This window comes from Klebsiella planticola ATCC 33531, from assembly GCF_000735435.1.
GTDB lineage: Bacteria > Pseudomonadota > Gammaproteobacteria > Enterobacterales > Enterobacteriaceae > Klebsiella > Klebsiella planticola.
The window spans coordinates 1-16,535 of sequence record NZ_JMPP01000009.1 but is presented as its reverse complement, the minus strand read 5'-3'; the positions used below and the strand labels follow the sequence as shown (position 1 = coordinate 16,535).

The following is a 16,535-nucleotide window of genomic DNA, read 5'->3' as shown; positions in this document are numbered from 1 at the left end:
GCTCGTTATCTGCGGCTTTTATTACTTATTCTTGCCGATCGTACGGATAAACCGAATTAGATAACGACTCTGTTTTTAGAATACCGAGAGTGTTTCTCGATTTTCTGCGAAATTAGTATTATTCATCATTATTGAGGATGGGGTTTTTACATCAAACGACCGGTTGCTGAAAATAGTCTCTGTTGTATAACAACGAGTGTGATCTTTTACCGTGATAAGGCATATCGCATGGATAAAAAACGGAAATGAATCGTCGCACATTGCGCAACGCGTTGAGAATATTGGGAGTGACGCTGGTGGTTCTGCTCCCCGTCGTGCTGGCACTGTGGTTTGCGCAAATCAGAGCCAAAGCCGAAACCTCCGATCGGCTCCGCGCATTTTCACAGCTGGCGCTGCAGAAAACGGAAATGGTGGTTTATGAAGCCGATCGGGCGCGTGAAAAGGCCTTGCAGTTTAAAGGGGAAATGTGCTCTGCCGGACATCAGCAATATATGTTGTCGATTGTTCGCAGCCTGCTTTATGTTGACGATTTAATTTATGCCGACGGTCCCCGTTTGTTTTGCTCGACTGCGGTCCGCCCCGATAGCGCATGGCGTATTCCGCCGGCGAATTATACCAAAAAGCCGGATATCGCTATCTACTATTACCGCGATACGCCTTTCTATCCCGGCTTTGCGATGAACTATATGCAGCGAGGGCACTACATTGCGGTGATTAATCCACTCTCCTACAGTTCGTTAATATCGAGTGATAAAGATTTATCCTACGGTTTGTACGATACAAAAACGAATCAGTTTTTTTCCACCAGTAGAAATGCCGACCCCGCGGTACTGCATGGCCTGATTCGTCAGGAAGATGCCTTTTTTCGCCAGGGTAACCGGGTGTACACCGTGGCTCATTCCGCCATCCGCCCGATCGCCGTGATTATGTCTACCTCGTACGCCAGTTATTACCAGAGCTTTTATGATCAGGTGACGCTCACCCTCCCGCTGGGGGGGATTTGCAGCATGTTGATCTTACTGGTGTGGTTGCGCACCCGGCAGCAATACCATTCACCGCGCAATATGTTGCAACGCGCGCTCAATCGGCGTCAGCTGTGTCTGCATTATCAGCCGATTATTGATATCGAAAATAACCGCTGCGTCGGAGCCGAAGCGCTGCTGCGTTGGCCGGGATTTGACGGGCCGGTGATGACGCCGGCGGAGTTTATTCCACTGGCGGAAAATGAAGGGATGATTGCGCAGGTCACCGATTACGTGGTGGATGAGTTATTTTCCGAACTCGGGGAATTTTTGGCCGGGCATCCGCATCTGTATATTGCGATTAACCTGTCGGCCACCGATTTCCACTCTTCGCGGCTCATTGCCCAAATCGGTGAAAAGGCGCGGAGCTCCGCGGTGAATATCGATCAAATTAAAATTGAAGTCACCGAGCGCGGATTTATTGACGTGCAGAAAACGATGCCGGTCATCCAGGCATTCCGCGCAGCCGGATATGAAATTGCTATTGATGACTTCGGTACCGGCTATTCCAATCTGCATAATCTCCACTCGCTTAACGTGGATATCCTGAAGATCGATAAATCGTTTATCGATACGCTCACTACCAATAGCACCAGCTACACGATCGCCGAGCATATTATTGAAATCGCCCGCAGCCTGGGCTTAAAGACCGTTGCCGAAGGCGTCGAAACGGCGGACCAGGTTAACTGGCTGCGAAAACGCGGGGTCCGGTATTGTCAGGGCTGGTACTTTGCGAAAGCGATGCCGCCACAGGAGTTCAGGCAGTGGCTGGCCAACGCGCCCAGGCTGCTCAGCCCTTGCATGTGAACGCTCAGGCGGAAATTTGATGACGATAATCGCTGGGGGTGCGGTCGAACTCCCGGCGAAATACCCGTGAGAACGTCTGCTGCGACACGTAGCCCAGATCCATCGCAATATCAAAGATGGGTCGCTGGGTGGTCCGCAGCGCCTCTGCGGCCAGCAACAGCCGGCGCTGGCGGATGTAATCGCCCAGCGTTTGATGCATCACGGCGCGGAACATCCGCTGGAGGTACCATTTTGAGTACCCGGATTTTCTGGCGACTACATCAATGTTAAGTGGTTGATCGATATGTTCATCAATCCATTCAATAAGCGTTTGGATAATATCCTGATGGGACATAAAGCGGCCTCTCTCAATTCTCGATTCGTCGTTTTGTCTGCGGGCGAGTATAATTCCTCAAGTTAACTTGAGGTAAAGCGCTTTTATGGAAAAGAAATCCCCCCGTATTAAAATGCTGTTGACCCCCGGCGAGGTGGCAAAGCGTACCGGCGTTGCCGTCTCTGCCCTGCATTTCTATGAAAGCAAAGGGTTAATTCACAGCCAGCGTAATGCCGGTAATCAGCGGCGCTATCGCCGCGATGTGCTGCGCGCGGTGGCGATCATCAAGATTGCCCAGCGAATCGGCATTCCGCTGTCGACCATTGGTGATGCGTTCGGCGTGTTGCCGGAAGGGCATAACCTCAGCGCGAAGGAGTGGAAACAGCTCTCATCGCAGTGGCGGGAGGAGCTTGATCGGCGTATTCATACCCTGACCGCACTGCGCGACCAGCTGGATGGTTGTATCGGCTGCGGCTGTCTGTCGCGACGCGACTGCCCGCTGCGCAACCCGGGAGATAAGCTGGGTGAAGAGGGGACCGGCGCGCGACTGCTGGAGGATGACGTATAAAACTAAAGCGCCACAACAGGGCGCTTTAGTTGTTTTCCGGTCTTTGTCTTTAACACTATCCTGGTCGTTCGCAGGAGGGTTTCCCCCGACGTCGGCTCACCTCGGTATTGCGCAAGATGTTGCTGGAGGTTCCGGTTTGCGCCGACAACTTAATTGTGGCACAGCCCGGCTTTTTCACCCGTTTATTTCGGCGAAATTTTTCCGCCAATCGCCGTCAGTTCCTATAGTTAATTCGAACGAATTACGGGAGAACCTCCATGCTGACGGTACATCATCTCAATCAATCACGATCCCAGCGCGTGCTGTGGGCGCTTGAAGAACTCCAGTTGCCTTATCGCATTGTCAGCTACCAGCGGGAAAAAAATATGCTGGCGCCGCCGGCGTTAAAGCAGATCCACCCGCTGGGGAAATCTCCGGTGGTGGAAGATAACGGCCACGTGCTGGCGGAATCGGGCGCCATCCTCGAGTACCTGCAGGAAACCTACGATAGCGACCACCGGTTCAGACCGCAGGCGATAGCGGATAAGCTGCAATACCGTTTCTGGCTGCACTATGCCGAGGGCTCACTGATGCCGCTGATGGTGATGAAACTGGTGTTTGCCAGTCTCGGTAAACCGCCGATTCCGCTCGGGATGCGAACGCTGGGCAATGCCCTGGGTAAAGGGGTACAGAAGGCCTGGCTGGACCGGCAAATCGCCACGCACGCTCGCTATATTGAGGATCATCTCTCCCGTCAGCCGTGGTTTGCCGGCGCGCAGCTCAGCATGGCCGATATCCAGATGAGCTTTCCGGTCATGGCGCTGCTGGCGCGCGGTGGCATCAAGGATGTACCGCGGATCGCACAGTGGGTGCAGCGAATAGAGCAGCGTCCGGCCTGGCAGAAAGCGATTGAACGCGGCGGCCCGTTCACCCTGCCGGAGTGAGGCGGTGATTTTTGTGATGGCCGCGGTGAATTGCTATCAACGCAATACAAAAATGTTACCGGATTGCGCATAGACGACAACGTTTGCGCATCGACTGGTTATTTCATGAACGCCATAAGCAAAATTTAGCGAATTAACACAAACTTCAGTTGAAAAGGCCCGTCTAAAGGCTGGATAATCGTTTGCCTTTGTATTTTGCTCGCTATTTATCCCTGTTCTGGGGGGAGCAAATTCATTCTGACCACCGTATTGTATGCGCGGAGTTAAACGTTTGCTTTTTTGCAGCCCCCCTGGCGCTGCGAGGTAGCACAAGGAGATCGCGTTTAGCTGGCAGTGGATGGTCCACCACGCATACGGACGAACGATTAAAATTTTCAGGGGAAGTTTTCTATGTCTACGCCTTCAGCGCGTACCGGCGGTTCATTAGACGCCTGGTTTAAAATTTCAGCTCGTGGCAGCTCCGTTCGTCAGGAGATTGTTGCCGGTTTAACCACCTTCCTGGCAATGGTGTACTCGGTCATTGTTGTCCCGGGCATGTTGGGTAAAGCCGGGTTCCCTCCGGCAGCCGTGTTCGTCTCGACTTGTCTGGTCGCCGGCGTAGGCTCTCTGGTGATGGGGCTGTGGGCAAACCTGCCGCTGGCCATCGGCTGTGCGATTTCGCTGACCGCGTTCACCGCCTTCAGCCTGGTGCTGGGGCAGCACATCAGTATTCCGGTTGCGCTGGGCGCCGTGTTCCTGATGGGCGTGCTGTTTACCGTTATCTCTGCCACCGGTATTCGTAGCTGGATCCTGCGCAATTTACCGCAGGGCGTTGCGCACGGCACCGGGATAGGTATCGGCCTGTTTCTGCTGCTGATCGCCGCCAACGGCGTGGGCCTGGTGATTAAAAACCCGCTGGACGGTTTGCCGGTCGCGCTGGGTCACTTCAACAGCTTCCCGGTGATTATGTCGCTGGTGGGGCTGGCGGTGATTATTGGCCTCGAAAAAATGAAAGTGCCGGGCGGTATTCTGCTGACCATTATCGGCATTTCGATCGTCGGGCTGATTTTTGACCCGAGCGTTCATTTCTCCGGTATTTTCGCGATGCCGTCGCTGAGCGACGACAAAGGCAACTCGCTGATTGGCAGCCTCGATATCATCGGCGCGCTAAACCCGGTGGTTCTGCCAAGCGTCCTGGCGCTGGTGATGACGGCGGTATTTGATGCCACCGGCACGATTCGCGCCGTGGCGGGGCAGGCAAACCTGCTGGATAAAGACGGGCAGATTATCAACGGCGGTAAAGCCTTGACCACCGACTCCCTGAGCAGCGTCTTCTCCGGCGTGGTCGGGGCGGCGCCGGCGGCGGTGTATATCGAATCTGCGGCAGGTACTGCGGCGGGCGGTAAAACCGGCCTCACCGCGGTGACCGTTGGCGTGCTGTTCCTGCTGATTCTGTTCCTCTCTCCGCTCTCTTATCTGGTACCTGCGTATGCCACGGCGCCAGCGCTGATGTATGTTGGTCTGCTGATGCTGAGCAACGTGGCGAAAATCGACTTTAATGATTTCGTCGATGCAATGGCCGGGCTTATCACGGCGGTCTTTATCGTGCTGACCTGTAACATCGTCACCGGCATCATGATTGGCTTTGCCGCCCTGGTCATTGGCCGTCTGGTGTCCGGCGAGTGGCGCAAGCTGAACCTGGGGACCGTCATCATCGCGGCCGCGCTGGTTATCTTCTACGCCGGTGGTTGGGCCATTTAAGCTTTTCCTGCCAATAGCGGGCGGCTCAGGCCGCCCGTTTTATTTTTAAGCCACATCCTGTTTCCTTTTGCGTTAATCTGAGTAGCGTATTATCCAGAGACATGACGCCTCCGGTGTAAAAAAAAGAAAACGCAGCAAACAGGGAACACATGGAAATATTCTTCACCATACTCATTATGACCCTCGTGGTCTCTCTCTCCGGGGTGGTTACACGCGTACTGCCCTTTCAGGTTCCACTACCACTGATGCAAATCGCCATTGGCGCGCTGTTGGCGTGGCCGACGTTTGGTTTGCATGTTGAATTCGACCCCGAGCTGTTCCTGGTCTTGTTTATCCCGCCGCTGCTTTTTGCCGACGGCTGGAAGACGCCGACCCGCGAATTTATTGAGCACGGACGAGAAATCCTCGGGCTGGCGCTGGCGCTGGTGCTGGTCACGGTGGTGGGTATTGGCTTCCTCATCTACTGGATCGTGCCGGGTATTCCGCTGATTCCCGCCTTTGCGCTGGCGGCGGTGCTGTCACCGACCGATGCCGTGGCGCTGTCAGGCATCGTGGGCGAAGGGCGCATTCCGAAAAAAATTATGGGGATTTTGCAGGGCGAGGCGCTGATGAACGATGCCTCCGGCCTGGTTTCGCTGAAGTTTGCCGTCGCCGTGGCGATGGGCACGATGGTCTTTACCGTCGGCGGTGCCACGGTCGAGTTCCTCAAAGTCGCCATCGGCGGTATCCTGGCCGGGTTTGTGGTGAGCTGGCTGTATGGCCGTTCGATGCGCTTCCTCAGCCGCTGGGGCGGCGACGAGCCGGCGACGCAGATTGTTCTGCTGTTCCTGCTGCCGTTTGCCTCCTACCTGATCGCGGAACATATCGGTGTTTCCGGGATTCTGGCGGCGGTGGCGGCGGGGATGACCATCACCCGTTCCGGCGTGATGCGCACCGCGCCGCTGGCCATGCGTCTGCGTGCGAACAGTACCTGGGCGATGCTGGAATTTGTCTTTAACGGCATGGTCTTTCTGCTGTTGGGTCTGCAGCTGCCGGACATTCTGTCGACGTCGCTGGTGGCGGCGGAAGCGGATCCTAATGTTGAAACCTGGATGTTGTTTACCGACATTATCCTGATCTACGCCGCGCTGATGCTGGTACGTTTTGGCTGGCTGTGGACGATGCGCAAGTTAAGCCAGCGTTTCCTGAAGAGGAAACCGATGGAGTTTGGCTCGTGGACCACCCGTGAACTGCTGATCTCCTCCGTTGCCGGGGTACGCGGGGCGATAACCCTCGCCGGTGTGCTGTCGATTCCACTGCTGCTGCCTGACGGCAACGTCTTCCCGGCCCGCTATGAGCTGATCTTTTTGGCCGCCGGGGTGATTCTGTTCTCGCTGTTTGTCGGGGTGATCGCGCTGCCAATTTTGCTACGTCACATTGAGTCGAGCGACCATGTTCAGCAGCGTAAAGAAGAGCGGCTGGCGCGCGCGGCGACGGCAGATGTGGCGATTGTCGCGATTCAGAAAATGGAGGAGCGTCTGGCCGCCGACACCAAAGAGAATATTGATAACCAGCTGCTGACCGAGGTCAGTTCGCGGGTGATTGGTAATCTGCGCCGCCGCGTCGACGGACGCAACGATGTGGAAACCTCCATACTCGAAGAGCAGCTTGAGCGTCGGTTCCGTCTGGCGGCGCTGCGTTCAGAACGCGGAGAGCTGTATCATCTTCGTGCGACCCGGCAGATCAGCAATGAAACGCTGCAGAAGCTGCTCCACGACCTTGACCTGCTGGAAGCGCTGCTCATCGAAGATCAGTAGCACCGCACCGCTTCCCCGGCGGCGCTACGCTGGCCGGGCGATGAATTCAGAATGACTGTTTTTGTCGCCCGGACAGGCGCAACGCGCCGCCTCCGGGACTTACTCCAGCCAGAACGCCTTACTGCATTCCAGCCACGCCTGCGCGCTGTGCGACAGATAAACGCCTTCCCGCCAGATCATCCCCAGCTCCCAGTGCAGCTCACTCTGCAGCGGTATCCAGCAAAAATTCTGCGCGTCGAGACGTTCGCAGATCGGCTGCGGCAGTATGGCCACGCCGATTCCCGCCTGCACCATGGCCGCGAGGAAATCCCACTGGCCGCTGCGCACCGCGATGCGGGGCTTCACATCATGACAGGTAAACAGCGCCATCAGCTGCCGGCTCAGCGCGAAATCTTCGTTATAAATGACCAGCGGATGGGCCGCGAGGGCTTCCGGCGAGAGCGACTGAACGCTTTCCCACTCCTCGGTTCTCGGCGTCAGCACGCACAGCGGATGGTTGAACAGCGGCAGCGTGCTCAGGCCGCTGTCCTCATCTACCGGCAGCGCCGTCATGGCGAGATCCAGCTCGCCGTTGCTCACCGCCTGCTGAACCGTCAGCCCACCGAACTCGGCAATTTTCAGCTCCACGCCCGGGTAGCGCTGGCGAAACAGGCCGATCGGTTCTGCCATCAGCATCCCGACCATCGGCGGGATCCCCAGTCTCAGGACCCCTTTGTGCAGGTGGTTAATATCGCTCAGCTCCGATTCCAGCTGATGAAACTCGCCCAGAATCGCCTGCCCACGCTCAAAAACAACCCGACCGGTATCGGTCAACAGGAGCCGGCGGCCATCGCGAATCAACAGGGTGCAGTTCAGCTCATCTTCCAGATTTTTGAGCATTTTGCTGATCGTGGGCTGTGTGACGAACAGTTTTTCCGCAGCGCGCGTAAAACTCTGCTGACGCACCACTTCGACAAAATAGCGCAGCGTTCGGATATCCATAATTATTCCCAGAGACTATACCTGTGATGATTTTAATTCATTTCTGTCCGCTCAGGCGGCTCTCTATACTGCATACCTTGCTTCTTTTCAGGAATTTCGCTCATGGCCTTCGCGCCAGCTCGTGTGACCCCCTTCGTTGTACAGCGCCTCCAGGTCCCGGTTCAGGTGCTGATTTATGCCGGATTGTTCGTCTGTGCTGAATATTTGGTTAACTGGCTGCATCTGCCGCTGCCGGCGAACCTGGTTGGTATGTTGATGCTGCTGGCGCTGATTATCTGTCGGGTTATCCCGCTGAACTGGGTGCGGGCCGGCGCGCGCTGGCTGTTGGCGGAAATGCTGCTGTTTTTCGTCCCGGCGGTGGTGGCGGTGGTGAATTATACCCAGCTGCTGATGGTCGACGGCTGGCGCATTTTTCTGGTGATTGCGCTGAGTACCCTGATGGTGCTGGGGGCGACGGCATGGGTGGTGGATAAAGTGTATCGTTATGAAGTCAGCCGGATGAAGCATGAGTGATTTTCAACTGAGCGTCCTGTGCCTGGTTGTGACGCTGGCACTCTATTTCGCCAATAAGCGCCTGTATCGCCGCTTCCACAGGCTGCCGCTGATGCCGCTGGTGTTTACCCCGATACTGCTGGTGCTGATTCTGGTGTTTGGCCACATTTCATATCAGAACTATATGGGCGAGGCCCACTGGTTGTTATGGCTGTTGGGGCCTGCAACCATCGCGTTTGCCGTCCCGGTATATGACAACCTCGCGGTCATTAAACGGCACTGGATGTCGCTGACCGCAGGGGTGACGACGGCAGTGGTTGTCGCCGTGACCAGCTCGGTGTGGCTGGCGCGACTGTTTACGCTGCCGGATGAGATTCAGCGTAGTCTGGCGGTGCGTTCGGTCACGACGCCGTTTGCGCTGGCCGCGGCAAAACCGATCGGCGGCCAGCCGGAGCTGGTGGCGCTGTTTGTGGTGATCACCGGCGTGTTTGGCATGGCGGTGGGTGATGCGCTGTTTATGCGGCTCGCCATTCGCGAAGGGATGGCAAAAGGCGCTGGATTTGGCGCCGCCTCGCACGGCGCAGGCACCGCCCGTTCATATGAGCTGGGGCCGCAGGAAGGGGTGGTGGCCAGTCTGGTGATGATGTTGTCTGGCGTGGTAATGGTACTGGCAGCGCCGCTGGTGCGCCTGCTGATGTTTTAATGTTCCCCGGCCGGGCGGCCGGGGAGAGTCAGGTTAGTGCGCCTGGCCGCGTTCGATACCGATCCCGGTTTGCGAACGAATAAACTGGGCGCGGAACTGCTCACGCTCGCGCATCCCTTCCGCCGAATTGTCGGTGGCGGAGAAGAGCCAGATACCGATAAAGGCGATAGCGATAGAGAACAGCGCCGGATATTCATACGGGAATATCGCCTTTTCATGGCCGAGGATTTGCACCCAAATCGTCGGGCCAAGGATCATCAGAATCACGGCGGTCAGCAGCCCAAGCCAGCCGCCTACCATGGCTCCGCGAGTGGTCAGCTTCGACCAGTACATCGACAGCAGTATGATCGGGAAGTTACAGCTGGCGGCGATGGAGAAGGCCAGACCCACCATGAAGGCGATATTCTGATTTTCAAACAAAATCCCCAGCAGAATCGCCACCACGCCCAGCACCAGAACGGTGATTTTCGACACCCGCAGCTCATCGCGCTCGCTGGCGCCCTTGCGGAAGACGTTAGCATACAGGTCGTGAGAAACCGCCGAGGCGCCGGCCAGCGTCAAGCCGGCGACCACCGCCAGAATAGTGGCGAAGGCGACCGCTGAAATAAAGCCGAGGAACAGGTTGCCGCCCACCGCATCGGCCAGGTGTACCGCCGCCATATTATTGCCGCCAATCAGCACGCCCGCGGAATCTTTGAACGCAGGATTCGCGCCCACCAGCATGATCGCGCCGAAGCCGATGATAAAGGTCAGGATATAGAAATAGCCCATAAACCCGGTGGCGTAGAACACGCTCTTGCGCGCTTCTTTCGCATCGCTCACGGTGAAGAAACGCATCAGAATGTGCGGCAGACCGGCGGTTCCGAACATCAGACCGAGACCGAGCGATAGCGCCGATATCGGGTCTTTCACCAGCCCGCCCGGGCTCATAATCGCTGCGCCTTTCGGATGCACCGCCATGGCTTCACTGAACAGGTTGTTGAAGCTGAAGCCGACGTGCTTCATAACCATAAAGGCCATAAAGCTGGCGCCGCACAGCAGCAGGACGGCCTTGATAATCTGCACCCAGGTGGTGGCGAGCATACCGCCGAAGAGGACGTAGAGCACCATCAGCACGCCGACCAGCACCACCGCGACGTGGTAGTTCAGGCCGAACAGCAGCTGAATCAGCTTGCCTGCGCCGACCATCTGAGCAATCAGATACAGCGCCACCACCACCAGCGAACCGCAGGCGGAGAGGGTACGAATCGGCCCTTGCTTAAGGCGATAAGAGGCGACGTCAGCGAAGGTGTAGCGCCCGAGGTTACGCAGGCGTTCGGCGATCAGGAACAGAATAATCGGCCAGCCGACCAGGAAACCGAGGGAGTAAATCAGTCCGTCGTAGCCGGAGGTGTAGACCAGCGCAGAAATACCGAGGAAGGAGGCGGCCGACATAAAGTCGCCGGCAATCGCCAGCCCGTTCTGAAAGCCGGTAATATTTCCGCCCGCGGTATAGTAATCGCTGCGTGAGCGAACGCGTTTTGACGCCCAGTAGGTGATATACAGCGTCAGGGCGACAAAGATCAGGAACATGATGATCGCCTGCCAGTTGGTCGGCTGGCGCTGTACCGCGCCGGAGATGGCGTCAGCGGCACTCGCGGAAAAAGGGAGCGTGGCGGCAATCGCCGTCAGGACTTTCTTCATGATGAGTGCACCTCGTTGATAACGCTTTTCGTCAGACGGTCAAATTCTCCGTTAGCCCGCCAGACATAAATCCCGGTCAGGACAAAAGAGATAACGATAACGCCGATGCCGATCGGGATTCCTCGGGTGACGCTGGTGCCGGCATGCAGCGGCGTGCCCAGCCAGCCAGGGGCGAAAGCGATGAGTAGAATAAAGCCCACGTAGATCACTAACATAATCAGTGACAGGATGGCGGCAAACCTTTGCCGGGTTGCAACTAACTCCCTGAAATGCGCACTATCTTCTATCCGCTGACAAATTTGCTCATTCATCACAGCGTCTCCAGAGGTACCCTTTTCGTCATCCGCGCGCTGACCGTCGGCAGCACTTATCCGCCCGGCAACATACTGTCGGGAAGAGAGGGTGCTTCCTGCTGTCCTGCTACGTGGAATCCTTAGGGCGTATGATTTATGTCCTCTCCCCTGACGGGGAGAGGGTGTAGGGAATGAGTCCGTTTACGACGGCATCGCAATGGCCTGCTTCTCTTCGAGCAGTTTTTCCACGACGCCAGGATCCGCCAGTGTTGACGTATCGCCGAGGTTGCTGGTATCGCCCGCGGCAATCTTGCGCAGAATACGGCGCATGATCTTGCCCGAGCGGGTTTTCGGTAAGGAATCGGTCCAGTGGAGCACGTCCGGCGTGGCCAGCGGGCCAATCTCTTTGCGTACCCAGTTGCGTACCTCCGCATACAGCTCCGGCGTCGGCTCTTCACCGTGATTGAGCGTGACGTAAGCGTAAATCGCCTGACCTTTGATGTTATGCGGAATACCGACCACGGCCGCTTCGGCGATTTTCGGATGCGACACCAGCGCCGATTCGATTTCTGCGGTCCCCAGGCGGTGGCCAGATACGTTCAGAACGTCGTCCACGCGGCCGGTGATCCAGAAGTAACCATCTTCATCACGACGAGCGCCGTCGCCGCTGAAATACATATTTTTGAAGGTGGAGAAGTAGGTCTGTTCAAAGCGCTCGTGGTCGCCGAACAGGGTTCGCGCCTGTCCCGGCCAGGAGTCGGCGATGGCCAGGTTACCTTCGGTCGCGCCCTCCAGCGGGGTGCCTTCATTGTCGACCAGCACCGGCTGCACGCCGAAGAACGGACGCGTGGCGGAGCCGGCTTTCAGCTCAATGGCGCCCGGCAGCGGAGTAATCATGAAGCCGCCGGTTTCAGTTTGCCACCAGGTATCCATCACCGGGCATTTCTCGTTGCCAATCTTCTTCCAGTACCACTCCCAGGCTTCCGGGTTAATCGGCTCGCCGACCGAGCCCAGAATACGCAGGGAAGAGCGGTCGGTGCCTTCGATGGCCTTATCGCCTTCCGCCATCAGCGCGCGGATCGCCGTCGGCGCGGTGTAGAGAATATTGACCTTGTGCTTATCGACGACCTGACACATTCGCGCCGGCGTCGGCCAGTTCGGCACGCCTTCAAACATCAGCGTGGTGGCGCCACAGGCCAGCGGGCCGTACAGCAGATAGCTGTGGCCGGTCACCCAGCCCACGTCAGCGGTACACCAGTAGATGTCGCCAGGATGGTAGTCGAAGACATATTTGAAGGTGGTGGCGGCATAGACCAGGTAGCCGCCGGTGGTGTGCAGCACCCCTTTGGGCTTACCGGTTGAACCGGAGGTATAGAGGATGAACAGCGGGTCTTCCGCATTCATCTCTTCCGGCTGATGCTGGTCGCTGGCTTGCGCAATCAGGTCGCTCCACCACAGGTCGCGACCTTCCTGCCAGTCGATTTTGCCGCCGGTACGTTTGAGCACCACCACGTGCTCGATGCTTTTCACGTTCGGATTTTTTAACGCGTCGTCAACGTTCTTCTTCAGCGGAATCGCACGTCCGGCGCGCAACCCTTCATCGGAAGTAATGACCAGACGAGAATTCGAGTCAATGATACGTCCGGCAACCGCTTCGGGAGAAAAACCGCCGAAGATCACCGAGTGAATAGCGCCGATACGGGCGCAGGCCAGCATGGCAACGGCGGCTTCCGGCACCATTGGCATATAGATAGCGACGACATCGCCCTTTTTAATGCCGAGGTCGAGCAGGACGTTAGCAAAGCGGCAGACGTCGTGATGGAGCTCGCGATAAGTGATGTGTTTGCTCTGGCTGGCGTCGTCGCCTTCCCAGATAATCGCGGTCTGGTCGCCGTGTTCGGCGAGGTGGCGATCGAGGCAGTTAGCGGCAAGATTCAGCGTGCCGTCTTCATACCATTTAATAGAGACGTTGCCCGGTGCGAATGAGGTGTTCTTCACGCGCGTATAGGGCCGCATCCAGTCAAGGATTTTGCCTTGCTCACCCCAGAACGCATCCGGGTCGGTGACAGATTGGTGATACTGCGCCTTGTACTGTTCCGGGTTAATCAGGCAGCTGTCCGCAATGTTAGCGGGAATAGAGTGCTTATGTATTTGGCTCATGGCTTTTTTTCTCCTGTAGGTTGTTAAATATATGTCAAGTAAACGTTAAGAGTAGGGGCTTTCGCGGCTTTGTTTGCTATTTGGGGGACAGATCACGCATTGATTCAACTGAATGAAAATCAATCAAATGAAACTTTGAAGTGAAATAATTTCAGAAATGTATTTATAGAAATGGAAGCTATGAAATTTTTTTTATAACAGATACTTATGCATCAGAAGTGGGGAAAGTTAGCGAATTTATGCAGAAACCCAGAGAAAAGCCCTGTTCTTAAACGCTTGCGTAGCATGCCGTGCAGATGATACTGATACCGCGCGTTAAAAAACCCCATAGAGCAACGCAACACAATTCATATCCCTTTCAGTGGGCATCATGACTTCCGGGAATGGTGCCTCTCATTGAGGAAGTCAGTAGTGAAGAAAAAAACAAAAGTCAGCCTGGCCTGGCAGATTTTGCTGGCCCTGGTGCTGGGTATTCTGCTGGGCAGCTATCTGCATTACCATGCCGACGGTCGTGATTGGTTAATTGCGAATTTCCTGACGCCGGCAGGCGATATCTTTATCCACCTGATCAAGATGATCGTCGTTCCGATTGTTATCTCGACGCTGATTGTCGGGATTGCGGGCGTTGGCGACGCGAAGCAACTGGGCCGTATCGGCGCGAAAACCATTATCTATTTTGAAGTGATCACCACCGTGGCGATCGTGCTGGGGATTACCCTGGCCAACGTCTTCCAGCCGGGTAGCGGTATTGATATGTCGCAGCTGGCCGCGGTGGATATTTCGAAATATCAAAGCACAACGGCAGAGGTGCAAAGCCACGCTCACGGCCTGATGGGAACGATACTGTCGCTGGTGCCGACCAACATTGTCGCGTCGATGGCGAAAGGCGATATGTTGCCGATTATCTTCTTCTCGGTACTGTTCGGTCTGGGACTCTCTTCGCTGCCGGCGACCCATCGTGAACCGCTGGTGACCGTTTTCCGCTCCATTTCCGAAACCATGTTCAAAGTGACCCACATGGTGATGCGCTATGCGCCGGTCGGGGTGTTTGCGCTGATTTCGGTGACCGTTGCCACCTTTGGCTTCGCCTCGCTGTGGCCGCTGGCCAAACTGGTTATCCTGGTCTACTTCGCGATTCTGTTCTTCGCGCTGGTGGTGCTGGGGATCGTGGCGCGGGTATGCGGATTAAGTATCTGGATTCTGATCCGTATCCTGAAAGACGAGCTGATTCTGGCCTACTCTACCGCCAGCTCCGAGAGCGTATTGCCGCGTATTATTGAGAAGATGGAAGCCTATGGCGCGCCGGCTTCTATTACCAGCTTTGTCGTGCCGACCGGCTACTCGTTTAACCTCGATGGCTCAACGCTGTATCAGAGCATCGCGGCGATCTTTATTGCCCAGCTGTACGGTATTGACCTGTCGCTGTGGCAGGAGATAACCCTGGTGCTGACGCTGATGGTAACTTCGAAAGGGATTGCCGGCGTGCCGGGCGTCTCCTTCGTGGTGCTGCTGGCGACGCTGGGGAGCGTAGGGATTCCGCTGGAAGGGCTGGCCTTTATTGCTGGCGTTGACCGTATCCTCGATATGGCGCGTACCGCGCTGAACGTGGTGGGGAATGCGCTGGCGGTACTGGTGATTGCCAAGTGGGAGCACAAGTTTGACCGCAAAAAAGCGCTGGCCTATGAGCGTGAAGTGCTGGGCAAATTTGATAAAACGGCGCAGTAAAATGCAAAACCCGGCGCTATCGCGTCGGGCTCAGATTGTAGACAAAGAGTCAGCGTCTTAAATTGCCCGGCGGCGCTGCGCTTGCGCGGGCCGACTGAAATTGTGCAAGCGTTGAGATTGCGGGTTTCGTAGGCCGGGTCAGGCGTCAGCCGCCACCCGGCAAAACGCGGGCTCAATGTGCGGGCAGGTTTGTCAGACCGTCTTAAAACCCGGCGCTATCGCGTCGGGCTCAGATTGTAGACAAAGAGTCAGCGTCTTAAATTGCCCGGCGGCGCTGCGCTTGCGCGGGCCTACTGAAATTGTGCAAGCGTTGAGATTGCGGGTTTCGTAGGCCGGGTCAGCCGCCACCCGGCGAAACGCGGGCTTAATGTTCAGGCAGGTTTGTCAGGCCGTCTTAAAACCTGGCGCTATCGCGTCGGGCTCAGATTGTAGACAAAGAGTAAGCATCTTAAAGCCCGGCGCTATCGCCGTGCTTTTTCTTATCTTTTACTTATCCTGTCGAACTCTTCGCAGCCGGTATCAAACCCCTCCTGACAGCTGACATTGAGCCAGTGCAGCGCTTTCTGCTGGTTGGGTTCGATAAAGCCTTGTTCTCCCTGCAGGAACATCATCCCGGCCCAGTATTCGGCATAACCGGTACGGGACAGCGAGGAGCTGCGTTTAAAATAGTCCGTTGCCCTGGCGTCATCCTCTGTCATCTGGACGCCGCTGGCGTAAATCAAACCTAACAGCATCTGGGCGTCGACGGCGGAGTCGCTTTCCGGATCCTGGGCGGCATCCTGTAGCAGGGTGATGGCATGTGAATAGTCCGTCGGCCCGGCCTGATGGTTGACCAACACGCGGGCCAGGATAATTTCTCCTGCCTTGCTGCCAACCTGTACCGCCTTCTCAGCCAGGTCTCTGGCCTGTTTATAATCGGCCTGCTGCGGGTTGCGAATTTTCAGCTGGGCCAGCAGCGCCAGCGCATCCCCGTCACCGTTATCGGCCGATTTCTGCGCCCAGTATTCGGCCTGCTGATAATCACCGTAACTGACGTAGGTATCGGCAAGATAGTACTGCGCCCGCGGATCGCCGGCTTCCGCCTGTTGTTGGTACTGGCTGCCGGGATCGGTAGCGCCCGCGGCAAGAGAGAACAGCATCAGAAGTAAAGAGAGGTATTTCATTTTTTATTATCGGTCAGGAACACAGCGCGCAGTATAAAGGGAGGCGAAAAAGAAGAAAATGGCGGCGGTTGCCAGGTTCGATAAAAGTGGGCTGCGTCAGCTATCCCGCAACCCGGATGGTGAAAATCCCCCCGGCCAGCGTCATGTAGCCGGGGGGCCTTCTGTC

14 protein-coding genes are annotated in these 16,535 nt (G+C 56.4%); 8 read left to right on the top strand and 6 right to left on the bottom strand.

The window, feature by feature from the left end:
• Window positions 1-245: 245 nt before the first annotated feature.
• Entirely contained in the window at window positions 246-1,829 is a 1,584-nt protein-coding gene (locus tag GRPL_RS22530) for an EAL domain-containing protein (RefSeq protein ID WP_032698375.1), read from the top strand.
• A gap of 4 nt (window positions 1,830-1,833) precedes the next feature.
• On the opposite strand, the gene soxS is transcribed toward GRPL_RS22530, so the two are convergent.
• Complete coding sequence (gene soxS, locus GRPL_RS22535) at window positions 1,834-2,163, bottom strand: superoxide response transcriptional regulator SoxS (protein WP_004856516.1); 330 nt, start codon at window positions 2,161-2,163, stop codon at window positions 1,834-1,836.
• Window positions 2,164-2,248: 85 nt separating this feature from the next.
• Between soxS and soxR the strand changes: the two genes are divergently transcribed.
• The 4 genes from soxR (at window position 2,249) to GRPL_RS22555 (ending at window position 7,169) form a co-directional block, all read left to right on the top strand.
• Window positions 2,249-2,710: a redox-sensitive transcriptional activator SoxR gene (soxR, locus tag GRPL_RS22540; RefSeq protein ID WP_004856518.1), complete on the top strand. Its 462-nt coding sequence runs from the start codon at window positions 2,249-2,251 to the stop codon at window positions 2,708-2,710.
• A 257-nt stretch (window positions 2,711-2,967) separates the two neighbouring features.
• A complete protein-coding gene (locus GRPL_RS22545; protein WP_032698374.1) occupies window positions 2,968-3,633 on the top strand; it encodes a glutathione S-transferase family protein in 666 nt (221 codons plus the stop codon).
• Window positions 3,634-4,023: 390 nt separating this feature from the next.
• Window positions 4,024-5,373: an NCS2 family permease gene (locus tag GRPL_RS22550; RefSeq protein ID WP_032689921.1), complete on the top strand. Its 1,350-nt coding sequence runs from the start codon at window positions 4,024-4,026 to the stop codon at window positions 5,371-5,373.
• Between the two features lie 149 nt (window positions 5,374-5,522).
• Window positions 5,523-7,169, top strand: coding sequence for a Na+/H+ antiporter (locus GRPL_RS22555; protein ID WP_004856523.1), 1,647 nt, complete (start codon window positions 5,523-5,525; stop codon window positions 7,167-7,169).
• Between the two features lie 99 nt (window positions 7,170-7,268).
• On the opposite strand, the gene GRPL_RS22560 is transcribed toward GRPL_RS22555, so the two are convergent.
• A complete protein-coding gene (locus GRPL_RS22560; RefSeq protein WP_032689920.1) occupies window positions 7,269-8,150 on the bottom strand; it encodes a LysR family transcriptional regulator in 882 nt (293 codons plus the stop codon).
• 102 nt (window positions 8,151-8,252) lie between these two features.
• On the opposite strand from GRPL_RS22560, the gene GRPL_RS22565 reads away from it, so the two are divergent.
• The gene (locus GRPL_RS22565) at window positions 8,253-8,663 is read left to right on the top strand and encodes a CidA/LrgA family protein (protein ID WP_032689919.1); all 411 of its coding nucleotides are present in this window, start codon (window positions 8,253-8,255) and stop codon (window positions 8,661-8,663) included.
• A complete protein-coding gene (locus tag GRPL_RS22570) occupies window positions 8,656-9,345 on the top strand; it encodes an LrgB family protein (RefSeq protein WP_032689918.1) in 690 nt (229 codons plus the stop codon). The genes GRPL_RS22565 and GRPL_RS22570 overlap by 8 nt, the downstream gene beginning before the upstream one ends.
• Before the next feature lie 33 nt (window positions 9,346-9,378).
• On the opposite strand, the gene actP is transcribed toward GRPL_RS22570, so the two are convergent.
• The 3 genes from actP to acs form a co-directional block, all read right to left on the bottom strand.
• On the bottom strand, window positions 9,379-11,028 hold the full coding sequence (gene actP, locus GRPL_RS22575) for a cation/acetate symporter ActP (RefSeq protein ID WP_032689917.1): 1,650 nt from the start codon (window positions 11,026-11,028) through the stop codon (window positions 9,379-9,381).
• On the bottom strand, window positions 11,025-11,339 hold the full coding sequence (locus tag GRPL_RS22580) for a DUF485 domain-containing protein (protein ID WP_032689916.1): 315 nt from the start codon (window positions 11,337-11,339) through the stop codon (window positions 11,025-11,027). Before GRPL_RS22580 ends, actP begins: the two co-directional genes overlap by 4 nt.
• Before the next feature lie 183 nt (window positions 11,340-11,522).
• Window positions 11,523-13,481, bottom strand: coding sequence for an acetate--CoA ligase (acs, locus tag GRPL_RS22585; RefSeq protein ID WP_032698372.1), 1,959 nt, complete (start codon window positions 13,479-13,481; stop codon window positions 11,523-11,525).
• A 411-nt stretch (window positions 13,482-13,892) separates the two neighbouring features.
• On the opposite strand from acs, the gene gltP reads away from it, so the two are divergent.
• The gene (gltP, locus tag GRPL_RS22590) at window positions 13,893-15,206 is read left to right on the top strand and encodes a glutamate/aspartate:proton symporter GltP (RefSeq protein ID WP_032689914.1); all 1,314 of its coding nucleotides are present in this window, start codon (window positions 13,893-13,895) and stop codon (window positions 15,204-15,206) included.
• Between the two features lie 479 nt (window positions 15,207-15,685).
• Here the strand turns inward: gltP and GRPL_RS22595 are convergent, their stop codons facing one another.
• Entirely contained in the window at window positions 15,686-16,369 is a 684-nt protein-coding gene (locus GRPL_RS22595) for a tetratricopeptide repeat protein (RefSeq protein ID WP_032689910.1), read from the bottom strand.
• Between the last annotated feature and the right edge of the window lie 166 nt (window positions 16,370-16,535).

Bases quoted from the DNA above. Each gene is read 5' to 3' on its own strand.
- GRPL_RS22530 (WP_032698375.1), top strand. From the start codon at position 246: ATGAATCGTCGCACATTGCGCAACGCGTTGAGAATATTGGGAGTGACG.
- soxS (WP_004856516.1), bottom strand. From the start codon at position 2,163: ATGTCCCATCAGGATATTATCCAAACGCTTATTGAATGGATTGATGAA.
- GRPL_RS22580 (WP_032689916.1), bottom strand. From the start codon at position 11,339: ATGAATGAGCAAATTTGTCAGCGGATAGAAGATAGTGCGCATTTCAGG.
- GRPL_RS22560 (WP_032689920.1), bottom strand. From the start codon at position 8,150: ATGGATATCCGAACGCTGCGCTATTTTGTCGAAGTGGTGCGTCAGCAG.
- acs (WP_032698372.1), bottom strand. From the start codon at position 13,481: ATGAGCCAAATACATAAGCACTCTATTCCCGCTAACATTGCGGACAGC.
- GRPL_RS22565 (WP_032689919.1), top strand. From the start codon at position 8,253: ATGGCCTTCGCGCCAGCTCGTGTGACCCCCTTCGTTGTACAGCGCCTC.
- soxR (WP_004856518.1), top strand. From the start codon at position 2,249: ATGGAAAAGAAATCCCCCCGTATTAAAATGCTGTTGACCCCCGGCGAG.
- GRPL_RS22555 (WP_004856523.1), top strand. From the start codon at position 5,523: ATGGAAATATTCTTCACCATACTCATTATGACCCTCGTGGTCTCTCTC.
- GRPL_RS22550 (WP_032689921.1), top strand. From the start codon at position 4,024: ATGTCTACGCCTTCAGCGCGTACCGGCGGTTCATTAGACGCCTGGTTT.
- GRPL_RS22595 (WP_032689910.1), bottom strand. From the start codon at position 16,369: ATGAAATACCTCTCTTTACTTCTGATGCTGTTCTCTCTTGCCGCGGGC.
- GRPL_RS22545 (WP_032698374.1), top strand. From the start codon at position 2,968: ATGCTGACGGTACATCATCTCAATCAATCACGATCCCAGCGCGTGCTG.
- GRPL_RS22570 (WP_032689918.1), top strand. From the start codon at position 8,656: ATGAGTGATTTTCAACTGAGCGTCCTGTGCCTGGTTGTGACGCTGGCA.
- actP (WP_032689917.1), bottom strand. From the start codon at position 11,028: ATGAAGAAAGTCCTGACGGCGATTGCCGCCACGCTCCCTTTTTCCGCG.